General features: G+C 68.4%; 4 protein-coding genes. All 4 read left to right on the forward strand.

Annotated features, from left to right (window positions below):
• Nucleotides 1-12 precede the first annotated feature (12 nt).
• Nucleotides 13-3,099, forward strand: coding sequence for an SDR family NAD(P)-dependent oxidoreductase (locus LX83_RS37370; protein ID WP_253780898.1), 3,087 nt, complete (start codon nucleotides 13-15; stop codon nucleotides 3,097-3,099).
• 23 nt (nucleotides 3,100-3,122) lie between these two features.
• A complete protein-coding gene (locus LX83_RS37375; RefSeq protein ID WP_407649775.1) occupies nucleotides 3,123-6,806 on the forward strand; it encodes a type I polyketide synthase in 3,684 nt (1,227 codons plus the stop codon).
• A gap of 26 nt (nucleotides 6,807-6,832) precedes the next feature.
• Entirely contained in the window at nucleotides 6,833-11,596 is a 4,764-nt protein-coding gene (locus LX83_RS37380) for a type I polyketide synthase (protein WP_456356018.1), read from the forward strand.
• Nucleotides 11,553-13,393 (forward strand): type I polyketide synthase (locus tag LX83_RS37385; RefSeq protein WP_407649776.1); only part of this gene is annotated, 1,841 nt, incomplete at its 3' end. The genes LX83_RS37380 and LX83_RS37385, both read left to right, overlap by 44 nt.

The following is a 13,393-nucleotide window of genomic DNA, read 5'->3' on the forward strand; positions in this document are numbered from 1 at the left end:
CAGCGGTTCCCCGTGTTCGCCGAGACCATCGACACGGTCTGCGCCCACCTGGACCCCCACCTGGAGGTCCCGCTCACCGAGGTCGTCTTCGCTCAACCCGGTAGCGACCAGGCCGGGCTGTGGGAACAGACCCTCTACGCCCAGACGGGCTTGTTCGCGGTGCAGGTGGGGTTGGTCGAGTTGCTGCGCTCGTGGGGGGTGGCCGCGGACGGGGTCATCGGGCATTCCGCGGGAGAGCTGGCCGCGGCCTACGCCGCCGGGGTGTGGTCGTTGTCCGACGCGTGCGCGATCACCGCGGAGCGGGCCCGGGTGATGCAGCGGCTCGCCCGGTCCGGGGCGATGCTGTCAGTGCACGCCAGCGAGGGGGATATCACGGGCTGGTTGGGGCGCGGGGTGGAGTTGGCCGCGGTCAACGGTGCTGACCGGGTGGTGGTGTCCGGGCCGCGTCCGGCGGTGGTGGGGTTGGCTGGTCGTCTGGCTCGGGCGGGGGTGCGGTGCAGGCTGTTGGACACGGGGTATGCGTTTCACTCGGCGGGTGTCGAGCAGGTTATGGCGGAGTTGGGGTGGGAGGTGGAGCGGGCCGCGGGTGGGGTGGCGCGGACGGTGATGGTGTCCACGTTGACCGGGCGGCCGGTGGGCGCGGAGGTGGGTACTGCTGGTTATTGGCGGGAGCAGGCGCGTCGTCCGGTGCGGTTTGGTGAGGCGGTCGAGTGTCTGCGTGGGCGTGGGGTGTCGGTGTGGGTGGAACTCGGTCCGGCCGGGTTGGTGTCGTTGATCGATCAGGGGTCGGGGGTGGCGGTGTTGGACCCCCGTCAGGGCGAGCTTGAGGCGGTGGCCACAGCGTTGGCGTTCCTGCACACGCACACCGATACCCCGATCGCCTGGGACCACTACTTCACCCCCCCCACCACCACCAGCCGCAGCCGCAGTCGCAGCCGGGTCGACGACCTACCCACCTACCCCTTCCAACACCACCACTACTGGCTGACGCCCCAGGCGTCCTCACCGAGTTCGGAAGAGGACTCAGCATTCTGGTCGCTTGTGGACCAGCAGGACCGGGACGGGCTGGCGGCAAGGCTGGGTGTGGCGCCGGATGACGACCTCGGAACAGTGCTACCCGCGTTGGCCACCTGGCGGCAACGGCATCGGGATCTGTCCCTTGTGGATAGCTGGCGCTACCGTGTGGAATGGCGGCGGATGCCCGCTTCCACACCAACGTCCAAATCGGGCAACTGGCTCGTCGTCGCATGCGCTGACGAGCACGAGGAACTCGCTGCCACCATCACCAGATCGCTGAACGGCAGGGCCACGGTGGTAGCGGTTCCGCCGGAGATAGGCCGAGAAGACCTCGCGGCCAGGATTCGGGCTGCGCTACCGGGAACAGGTTCCCTGTGCGGCGTCGTGTCGTTGCTGGGGCTGAAGCAGGATCCGCACCCGACCTACTCCGCCGTACCGGTGGCACTGCTCCTGACCACAGTCTTGGTGCAGGCGCTGCGTGACCTCGACCTCGCAGCAGAAGTGCCGTTGTGGTGTGTGACGAGTGGTGCCGTTGCCGTGGACGCCGCCGACCCCTTGACCAATCCCACTCAGGCGCAAGTGTGGGGGCTGGGCCGGGTGCTGGGCCTGGAACAGCCACACCAGTGGGGTGGTCTGGTCGACCTTCCCGTCGATCCCGACCGGCGGACACTGAGCTGGCTCGCTGACGTTCTCGGTGCGGACGACGACGAGCAGGAGTACGCCATCCGTCCGTCCGGAGTGTTCGTGCGCAGGCTGGTGCGAGCACCCGCACTAGACCAACCGCGTCAGCCCTGGCGACCACGTGGGACCGCCCTGATCACCGGCGGTACCGGCGGGCTCGGTGCGCACGTGGCGCGACGGTTGGCGCGTGCGGGAGCTGAGCACCTGGTGCTGATCAGCCGGCGAGGCTCTGCGGCTGACGGTGCAGAGCGACTTCGCGTGGAACTCACCGAGCTGGGCGCGTCGGTGCTGATCGAGAGCTGTGACGTGGCCGACCGCGAAGCCCTGGCACGGGTCCTGGATGGCATTCCCCACGATCGCCCGCTCACCACGGTTGTCCACGCGGCGGGTGTCAGCGGCAACCACGTGCCGATCGCCGCGCTCGGCATCGACGAGCTTGCCTCGACGACATCAGCGAAGGTTGCCGGCGCACGGCACCTGGACGAGCTGACCTCGGGGCTCGACCTGGACGCTTTCGTGCTGTACTCGTCCGGTTCGGCGATCTGGGGCAGCGCGGGGGCCGGTGCCTACGCGGCGGGCAACGCGCTGCTCGACGCCATCGCCGAAACACGTGCCAGGCGGGGGCTGCCCGCGGTCTCCATTGCCTGGGGCAGTTGGGGTGAAGGCGGAATGGTGGACGATGCTGGTGCCGAGCTGCTGGCCAGCCGTGGTATCCAACTGATGGCCCCAGAGCGGGCTGTCGATGCCCTGTTCCAGGCAGTGGAACTCGGGGAAACCACCATCACCGTGGCGGACATCGACTGGGCGCGGTTCGTGCCACCGTTCACCTCGGCACGCAGGCGGCCGCTGCTCGACGGGATCCCGGACGCCGTCAAGGTCACCGAACCAGTGCCCCAGCCCGACGGCGGAGTGCTGCGCCAGCAGCTGGGCAGTGCTTCGGTTGACGAGCGTGAACGGATTCTGTTCGAGCTGGTCCGCACCGAGATCTCGCTGGTACTCGGTCGCTCCGCACCAGACACTGTCGACGAGGAGACGCCACTGGGAGAACTCGGTTTCGACTCGTTGACCACGGTAGACCTACGGAATCGGCTGTCAGCGGTCACCGGGCTGCAGCTGCCGGCGACGCTCGCGTTCGACCACCCCAATGCGAGATCGCTCAGTGCCTACCTGTCCGCCGAACTCGGCGCCAGCCAAGTCGAGGCGGTCTCGTGGGACACGGAGCTGGATCGGTTGGCGGACGCGCTGCGGTCTGACGATCAGCGTCCGGTGATCCTCGAACGGCTGCGGGAACTGGTGCTCCAGTTCGACGGGGCGACGACCTCCACCGTCGGGTTCGATGTTGATGCGGCCAGCGACGACGAGGTTTTCGAGTTCATCGACAAAGACCTCGGCCTGTCTTGACGCCGACGATGAGGGAGGCAGCAGTGTCCGAGGACAAGATCCGCCGCTATCTGAAACGGGTGACGTCCGAACTGCAGGCGACTCGGCAACGGCTGGATGCGCTGGCCGAGCGGCAACGCGAGCCGGTGGCGATCATCGGCATGGCGTGCCGTTTCCCCGGCGGCGTCCGCGATCCCGAAGATCTCTGGGGCGTTGTTCGTAGCGGAACCGACGCGATCACTGCTCCACCCGCGTATCGCGGGTGGAGCGTGGACTCCGCCACTCGCGGTGGGTTCGTCGCCGGTGCCGGTGACTTCGACGCGGAGTTCTTCGGCATCTCACCGCGGGAAGCCGCGGTGATGGACCCGCAGCAGCGGCTGTCGCTGGAGGTGTCCTGGGAGGCGCTGGAGAGTGCCGGAATCGACCCGTGGTCGTTGCGGGGCAGCCGGACCGGAGTGTTCATCGGTGGAACTCCGCAGGACTTCAGCGCCATGCTGATGAACTCGATCGGTCCGGCCGGGGACTCGTTCGCGCTCACCGGCACGGCGGGCAGCATCCTGTCCGGTCGTGTCTCCTACGTGTTCGGCCTGGAAGGTCCGGCGGTGACGGTGGACACGGCATGTTCCTCATCGCTGGTGTCCCTGCACCTTGCCGCGCAGTCGTTGCGCGCCGGAGAATGTGATCTCGCACTCGCCGGAGGGGTGACCGTGATGTCCACTCCCGGGGCGTTCGCGGCGTTCTCACAGCAGGCGGGGCTGGCTCCCGACGGCCGGTGCAAGGCGTTCTCGGACAGCGCCGATGGTCTCGCTTGGAGCGAGGGGATTGGTGTTCTGCTCCTGGCTCGGCTGTCCGACGCCAAGCGGCTGGGGTATCGGATACTTGCCTCGGTGAGGGGTTCCGCGGTCAACCAGGACGGTGCCTCCCACCGCTTGACCGCGCCGAACGGATCGGCGCAGGAGCGGGTGATCCGGGCCGCGCTCGCGAAGGCCGAACTTTCACCGTCTGATGTGGACGCGGTGGAAGCACACGGAACCGGCACCACGTTGGGTGATCCGATCGAGGCACGGGCGCTGCTCGCCACCTACGGCCAGGGGCGTGAGCAGCCGTTGTGGCTGGGGTCGGTGAAATCGAACCTGGGGCACACGCAGGCCGCGGCCGGAGTGGCGGGCGTGATCAAGATGGTCCTCGCGATGCGGAATGGCGTGCTGCCGAGGACACTGCACGTGAATCGTCCCTCGTCGTATGTGGACTGGTCCGCTGGCGCGGTCGAACTGCTGACGGAGGCCCGGCCCTGGCCGGAGGTGGACCGGACACACCGGTCCGGTGTGTCCTCGTTCGGCTTCAGCGGGACGAACACGCACGTGATCCTCGAACAGACACCGGAGTCCGAGTCCGCGTCGGAACCGGCCAGCGGCCCGGTCGCGTGGGTGTTGTCGGCACGGTCGGACGCGGCATTGCGGGAACAGGCCGTCCGGTTGGTTCGGTGGATGGCCGACCACCCTCAAGCCTCGGTGGGAGAGGTGGCGTACTCACTGGCGGTGCGAACGTCGTTCGACCATCGCGTCGCGGTGGTGGGTGACACGCGCGACGAGCTGCTCGCCGAGGTGGCGAAGGTGGCTGACGGTCGGTATGAGTTGGTGTCGGATCCCGTCCTGGTTGGCGGTGAACCGGAGCGACGACGTTCGTTGCTGTCCCTGGCCGGTGACTACACCCGGGGTGCCACGGTGGACTGGGCGGGTGTGCTGCCGCGGGCGGCCCTCGTCGGCCTACCCACGTACGCGTTCCAGCACCGGCGCTACTGGCAGCGTCCCATGGGGACGGACTCGTGGCGGTATCGGGTGGAGTGGCGGCCGGTGCCTGTTCCCACGGAAGCAACGCTGTCCGGAACCTGGGTGGTGCTCACCGAGGACGGGAACGAGGAGTTGGGCAACGCGGCTGCCACCGGCTTGTCCCGTGGTGGCGCACACGTGGTTCGAGTGGGCATCGGTCAGCAAGACGACCGGGCCGCCGTGGCTGACTCGCTGCGCGCGGCCGTCCAGGACGCCCCGCCCGTTTCGGGTGTTGTGTCGCTGGCGGGAATGTGGCTGTCCGTGGTGGTGGTTCAGGGGTTGCTGGACGCGGACGTGAGAAGTCCGTTGTGGATGGTCACCCGAGGGGCATCTGGCCTGGGCGGTGGGGTGGTTGGTGACGCGCGTGGGGTGTGGGGGCTGGGACAGGTGGTGGGGTTGGAGCTGCCACACCTCTGGGGCGGCCTGATCGAGGTGACCGGCGGGTGGGACGCGCGCGTGTTGGGCGTGCTGGCCGGCACGGGTGAGGACCAGGTTGTGGTGTCCGAGGACGGCGTCTTCGCTCGGCGACTGGTACCTGCGCCACCGCCCGCAGTGGCGGCGGCGCAGTGGCGAACTCGGGGTACGGCGCTGGTGACCGGCGGGACGGGTGAGGTCGGTCGTCACGTGGTGCGGTGGCTGCTGGGCACGGGCGTTGAGCACCTGGTGCTGGTGAGCCGTCGCGGGGTGGTGGCACCGGAGCTGGTTGAGGAGGCGACCGCCGCCGGTGTGAACGTTGCGGTGGTGGCGTGCGACGTCGCGGACCGGGATGCTCTGGCCCAGGTGATCCGGTCGATTCCAGCTGAGTACCCGTTGCGGTCGGTGTTCCACGCCGCCGGTGTCGGTGCGCACCACAAGATCGTTGACTGTTCCTGGACCGATTTCGAGGCGGTGGTGTCGGGAAAGGTGGGTGGTGCCCGGCACCTGGACGAGCTGACCGCCGGAGTGGACCTGGACGCGTTCGTGCTGTTCTCGTCCGGCGCCGCGACCTGGGGAAGCAGCGGTAACGGTGCGTATGCCGCTGCCAACGCCTGCCTGGACGGGCTGGCGTTGCAACGGCGGGCACAGGGGTTGACCGCGACGTCTGTCAGCTGGGGAGCATGGAAGTCAGCGGGGACGGCCGCCGCCCAGGCGAGCACGGCTCGACTGGCCCGGCTGGGCATCCGCGCGATGGACCCGGGGCTCGCGACCCAGGCGTTGTGGCAGGCGCTGAACGATGACGAGACGTTGTTGACGGTCGCGGACATCGACTGGGAACGCTTCGCCGCCACGTACACCTTCGCCCGGCCACGTCCGCTCATCCAGGAAATCCCCGAAACGGGCGAACGGAGGAAGGGCATCACCGGACCAGCACCGGACTTCCACCCGGGCATTGACGCGGATGAACGGCAAGCCACCCTGGTGGAGCTGATTCGCGCGCAGGCCGCGGCGGTCCTCGGTCACGCTTCAACCGCGTCCATCCCACCACGGCGGCAGTTCCGGGAGCTTGGCTTCGACTCAGCGACCGCCATCGAACTCAGGAACAAGCTGGTAGCGCTGACGGGCCTGTCGCTTCCCGCCACCCTGGTCTTCGACTACCCGGATGCGATCAGCCTTGCCGAGCACCTCGGTGGCCAGCTCGGCGGAGACGTGGACCGCATCGATCTGGACGATGTCCACCACCAGTTGGCGCGGCTCGAACGCGCGGTGCCGGTAGTCGCGGCAGACCCGAGTGCACGAACCGAGGTGCTCCGCATGTTGCGGGAGATCACCGCCAGACTCGCCCCGGCCGAGGACCGCACCTCCGACCTCGAATCGGCCACCAACGACGAGATCTTTGACATCATCGATCGCGAACTCGGTTCTCCTCTTCCGGACCCGCCGTCACCGATCGATCACAGCGGGCAGGGGATTTGGTCATGACCGAGGACAAGCTGCGCGCCTATTTGGTGCGAGTCACCGGCGAGCTGCGACAGGCCCGCCAGGAGCTGCAGGACGAGCGGAACCGTGATCGCGAGCCCATCGCGATCGTGTCCATGGCGTGCCGGCTGCCCGGCGGCGCCGACTCGCCAGAAGCGCTGTGGCGACTGCTGGTCGACGGCGTCGACGCGGTTGGGCCCGCCCCGGCTTCCCGAGGCTGGGATCTCGCTGACCTTCGTCGTGGCCAGCCCGAACTGGGGGATGTCGAAGGCGCTTTCCTGTCGGGAGTCGGCGACTTCGACGCTGAGTTGTTCGGCATCTCACCCCGCGAAGCGACAGCGATGGATCCGCAGCAGCGACTCCTGTTGGAGATCGCGTGGGAGGCGTTCGAACGAGCCAGGATCAACCCGCTGTCCGTGCGCGGTAGCCGAACGGGCGTCTTCATCGGTGGGCAGGCGATCGAACACGCCGTGAAGCTGATGCGCTCACCGGAGAACCTGGGCTACGTCGCCACCGGCGGCGCGGGCTCGGTGCTGTCCGGGCGCATCTCCTACGTGTTCGGCCTGGAGGGCCCGGCGTTGACCGTGGACACGGCCTGCTCGTCGTCGCTGGTCGCCCTGCACACCGCGGTCCAGTCGCTACGACAGGGCGACTGCTCGATGGCACTCGTCGGTGGGGTGGGTGTGATCTCGGATCCCACCGCGTTTGTCCCGTTCGCCAGGCAGGGCGCGCTCGCCGCCGACGGTCGGTGCAAGCCGTTCGCGGACTCGGCCGACGGGATCGGCTGGGGTGAAGGCGCCGTGGTGCTCCTGACCGAGCGGTTGTCGGATGCGCGGCGGAACGGTCATCGGGTGTTGGCGGTGGTGCGGGGCAGTGCGGTGAATCAGGACGGCGCGTCGAACGGGTTGTCCGCGCCGAACGGTCCGTCCCAGCAGCGGGTGATCGGGTCGGCACTGGCCAACGCCGGTCTTGCACCGTCCGATGTGGATGCGGTCGAAGCGCACGGGACCGGAACCAGACTGGGTGATCCGATCGAGGCGCAGGCGTTGCTGGCGACCTACGGCCAGGACCGCAACCAACCACTGTGGCTTGGCTCCATCAAGTCGAACCTGGGGCACTCGCAGGCCGCCGCGGGCGTGACAGGTGTGATGAAGATGGTCCTGGCGCTGCGGCACGGCGTGCTGCCGAAGACGTTGCACGTTGACCAGCCCTCGTCGCATGTGGACTGGACCGCTGGTGCGGTGGAGTTGGTGACGGAGGCTCGGCCGTGGCCGGAGGTGGGCCGGCCGCGCCGGGCAGCGGTGTCCTCGTTCGGGATCAGCGGCACCAACGCCCACGTGATCCTGGAACAAGCACCTGATCAGCCGCAGGAGACCGTGTCGCGGGTGGCGCAGCCGGGACCGGTGACCTGGGTGCTCTCGGCGATGTCCGAAGCGGCGTTGCGGGAACAGGCGGCCCGGCTGCACCAGTGGGTGGCGGAGCGCCCGGAACTGCCGGTTGCGGACGTTGCCCATTCGCTGAGAACGACCCGTGCCGCGTTGGAGTGCCGGGCGGCTGTGGTGGGGGAGAGCCGGGAGGAGTTGCTCACGGGGTTGGGTGAGGTGGTCGAGGGACGTGGGGTTCGAGGTGTGGCGGCTGGTGCTCGTCGGGTGGTGTTCGTGTTTCCTGGGCAGGGGTCGCAGTGGCGGGGGATGGGGTGTGCGTTGTTGGAGTCGTCTCCGGTGTTCGCGGAGGCGTTCGCGGAGTGTGCGGAGGCGATCGAGGGGTGTGTGGAGTGGTCGGTGCGGGATGCGTTGGTGGCGGGGTCGTGGGATCGGGTGGATGTGGTGCAGCCGGTGTTGTTCGCGGTGATGGTGTCGCTGGCGGCGGTGTGGCGGGCTCATGGGGTGGAGCCGGCCGCGGTGGTGGGGCATTCGCAGGGGGAGATCGCCGCGGCGTGTGTGGCGGGTGCGCTGTCACTGCACGACGCGGCACGGATCGTCGTGGTGCGGGCTCGGCTGCTGGCGGAGGAGTTGGCGGGTCGGGGTGGGATGGTGTCGCTGTCCGCTCCGGTGGACCAGGTGCGCGAGTTGGTGGACCGGTGGGGCGGGCGGTTGTCGCTGGCCGCGGTGAACGGCCCTCGGTCGGTGGTGGTCTCCGGCGAGTCAGGCGTTCTGGATGAGGTCGTGGCCTGGGCAGAGCAGACCGGAGTTCGGGCACGCCGGGTGGATGTGGACTACGCCTCGCATGCCCGAGACGTGGAGGTGCTGCGAGCCGACCTGCTGACCGCTCTCGGGGCGATCAGGGCCCGGCAATCCACCGTCCCGTTCTACTCCACCGTCACCGGCGAACTGATCGACACCGGCGAGCTGGGGGGCGAGTACTGGTACCGCAACCTGCGCCAGACCGTGGAGTTCTGCCACACCACCCAAACGCTGATCAGGGCGGGGCACACCGTTTTCGTCGAGGTCAGCCCACAACCGGTACTCGTGGCCGGGGTACTCGACACCGCACACGACCTCGCCATCGACGTCCTGGCCGTCGGCACCCTGCACCGCGACGAACCGGAACAACGACGCTTCTTGCTTTCCCTGGCGCACACGTACACCCATGGTGTGCCGGTTGACTGGAGTGCGCTCCTGCCTCGGTCCGTACCGGTCAACCTGCCCACTTACCCCTTCCAGCACAGGCGCTACTGGCCGGAGCGCCCAGCGCCCAGGGCAGACCCCGTGGACGCGGCCTTCTGGCAGGCGGTGGAGGACCAGGACACCGCTGGCGTGGCCGCCAGCCTGGGCATCGAGGCGAACCGGTCTTTTGACGAGTTCCTGGTCGCACTGTCCGAATGGCGTCGCACCAGGCATCAACTATCCAGTGTGGATAGTTGGCGCTACCGGGTGGAGTGGCGATCGCATCCACAGATGCCGGAACCACACCTGTCCGGGACGTGGCTGGTGATCAGTGAGAAGGCTGACGACGATCTCGCGGTCGTGATCAGCGACAGGCTCACCGAGTGCGGCGCGACTGCCGTCATCGTGGCAGTGGAGTCCGCATCCGACCGGGCTGCGATGGCCGAACGACTCCGTGACCTCCCCGACCCCGACGGGGTGCTGTCACTGCTTGGCGTGACCGAGACCGCTCATCCCCTGCACCGGGAAGTCCCAAGTGGACTCCTCGGCACCGTGGCGTTGGTACAGGCACTGGTCGACCTGAAGCTGTCCACCCGGCTGTGGTGCGTCACGCGTGGCGCGGTGGTGACAGGACCGTCGGACGGGACGGTAGCGCTTGCCCAGGCGCAGCTCTGTGGGCTGGGCAGAATTGTCGGTCTGGAACTGCCCCGCCTGTGGGGTGGGACGGTCGATCTGCCCGAGACCGTCGACGACAACGCTGTCGTCCAGCTGTGTTCGATACTGGCCACCGCATCCGACGAGCAGGAGTTCGCTGTTCGGGAATCCCGTGTGCTCGTTCGGCGGCTGGCACGCGCTCCGCTGCCGGCCGGATCGACGCCGGGATGGCGGTCGAGGGGCACGGTACTGATCAGTGGAGGTACCGGTGCCCTCGGTCGTAGTCTCGCACGCGCACTGGCCAGAGACGGTGCTGATCAGGTGATCCTGGTCAGCCGAAGTGGGGCCGCGGCCGAGGGCGCCCAGCAGCTCGCCGAGGAGGTGCCCTCGGTCAGGTTCGCCGCCTGCGACATCACCAGCCGGGACGCCGTGGCGGGTCTGCTGGCGAGCATCCCGCCGGACAGGCCGTTGACGGCCGTGATCCACGCGGCGGCCGTGGTGGACGACGCGCCCGTGACCGACCTGACGGTGGAGCATCTGGAACGTACTCTGGCGGCGAAAGCCCGGGGTGCAGTCGTGCTCAGTGAGCTGACCGAAGACATGGACCTCGACGCGTTCGTGCTGTTCTCCTCTGGTGCGGCCGTCTGGGGCAGCGTTGCGACAGGTGCCTACGCGGCGGCCAACGCGCTGCTGGACGCGTTGGCGGAGAACCGCCGGATGCGAGGGCTGCCGGCGACGTCGGTCGCCTGGGGTGGATGGGATGCCGGGGGACTTGTCGACCGGATGCCGGAGACCCTGTTGAGCCGCAGCGGAATCCGATTGATGCCACCGGATCTCGCTGTTGTCGCCCTGCGGCTCGCGATAGCACACGACCAGAGCCCGGTGGTCGTCGCCGACATCGACTGGTCGCTGTTCGTCCCAGCCTTCACCGCGACACGTGCCAGACCTCTCATCACCGAGATCCCAGAAGTGGCCAAGCTGACCACTGATGGCGACCGGCTGACCGACACGGAGCCTGAAGCCGTCCTTGCCCGGCGCCTGGCCGGGGCGAGTGAAGCCGAACAACAGACCATCTTGCTCAGCGTGGTGCGCACCGAGGCCGCCGCCGTGCTCAACCACGAGTCCACAGAGGACATCGGTGTGGACCGGCCTTTCCAGGAACTCGGCTTCGACTCGCTGGCCGCGGTCGAGTTGCGCAACCGACTGGCGGCCATCATCGGACTCTCGCTGCCGGCGGGCCTGATCTTCGACTACCCGACGCCGGCCGCGCTCGGTGCGCACCTGGTCACCAGGTTGACTCCAGGCAAGGCCGATGACGACCCGGATGACCGGATCCGGAACTTGGTGGCATCGATTCCGCCTGCCCGCCTGCGAGCCGCAGGCCTGCTGGACACCCTGCTCGAACTCGCCGCCCCAGCGACCACCTCGTCGACCGCTGCCCGCACCGCGGTCGACGACGACAGTGAAGCCATAGCCGCCATGGATCTCGGTGCCCTCGTCCGGATGGCACTCGACACCACGGATCCCCGGTGACGGGTCATACGAGGAGCTGATGATGGACATCTCAGACTCGACGGTCGCTGACGCACTGCGCGCCGCGCTCCTGGAGAACCGGCGCCTGCGCCAGCACAACGACCGGCTCACCGCGGCCGCCACCGAGCCGATGGCCATCGTCGGCATGGCCTGCCGGCTGCCGGGTGGTGTGGCGGGGCCGGAGGACCTGTGGCGGTTGGTTGCGGACGGTGTGGATGCGATCGGCGAGTTTCCGCTGGACCGTGGCTGGGACCTTGCGGCGGTGTTCGATGCTGATCCTGCTCGGGCAGGAAAGTCCTATGTGCGCGCGGGCGGCTTCCTGGCCGGTGCGGGTGAGTTCGACGCGGCGTTCTTCGGTGTTTCGCCGCGTGAGGCGTTGGCGATGGACCCGCAGCAGCGGCAGCTGCTGGAGGTGTCCTGGGAGGCGTTCGAGCGGGCGGGCATCGACCCGCGTTCGGCGAATGGCAGCAAGACCGGAGTCTTCGTCGGCACCACTGGTCAGGACTACCTTTCGCTTGTCCACGCCGCGGGCGTCGCGGAAGGCCACCTGGTGACCGGAAACGCCGCGAGCGTGCTGTCTGGCCGGGTGGCGTACACCTTCGGGTTCGAGGGGCCGGCGGTGACGGTGGACACGGGGTGTTCGTCGTCGTTGGTGGCGTTGCATCTGGCGGTGCAGTCGTTGCGGTCCGGTGAGTGCGATCTGGCTCTGGCGGGTGGTGTGACGGTGATGTCCACGCCAGGGCCGTTTGTCGAACTGTCCAGGCAACGAGGACTGGCCCCGGATGGTCGGTGCAAGGCGTTTTCGGATTCCGCGGACGGTACGGGGTTCTCCGAGGGTGTGGGTGTGGTGTTGGTGGAGCGGTTGTCGGATGCGCGGCGTCGTGGTCATCGGGTGTTGGCGGTGGTGCGGGGTAGTGCGGTGAATCAGGACGGTGCGTCGAATGGGTTGACGGCGCCGAACGGTCCGTCCCAGCAGCGGGTGATCCGGGCGGCGTTGGCCAGTGGTGGTCTTTCCCCGTCCGAGGTGGACGTGGTGGAGGCGCACGGGACCGGGACGGTGTTGGGTGATCCGATCGAGGCGCAGGCGTTGCTGGCGACCTACGGCCAGGGTCGGGATCGGGGTCGTCCGTTGTTGTTGGGGTCGGTGAAGTCGAATGTGGGGCACACCCAGGCGGCGGCGGGTGTGGCGGGTGTGATCAAGATGGTGTGCGCGTTGGAGCACGGTGTTGTGCCGAAGACGTTGCATGTTGGTCGGCCGTCGTCGCATGTGGACTGGTCTGCTGGTGCGGTGGAGTTGGTGACGGAGGCGCGGTCGTGGCCGGAGGTGGGTCGGCCGCGTCGGGCGGGGGTGTCCTCGTTCGGGATCAGTGGCACCAACGCCCACGTGATCCTGGAACAAGCCCCCCACCACGACGCCGTAGCCAATGCCGCATCGGATCCGGGTCCGGTGGGTGCGGCTGAGGGCTCTCTTCCGGTTCCGTGGGTGCTCTCCGCGCACTCGGAGGCGGCCTTGCGCGAACAGATCAAACGGTTCAGGGCTTTCGTCGACGCCAACCCAGGCGTGTCAGTGGGAGACATCGCTCATTCGTTGGCGACGACGCGAGCAGCGTTGGCCCATCGGGTAGCGGTGGTCGGTGAGACGCGAGAGGAACTGCTTGCCGGTCTGGTCGAGGATGCCGCGGGGCGGCAGGCGTCATCCGGCCGGGTGGTGTTCGTGTTTCCTGGGCAGGGGTCGCAGTGGCGGGGGATGGGGTGTGCGTTGTTGGAGTCGTCTCCGGTGTTCGCGGAGGCGTTCGC

The sequence above is a fragment of the Goodfellowiella coeruleoviolacea genome, from assembly GCF_024171785.1.
GTDB lineage: Bacteria > Actinomycetota > Actinomycetes > Mycobacteriales > Pseudonocardiaceae > Goodfellowiella > Goodfellowiella coeruleoviolacea.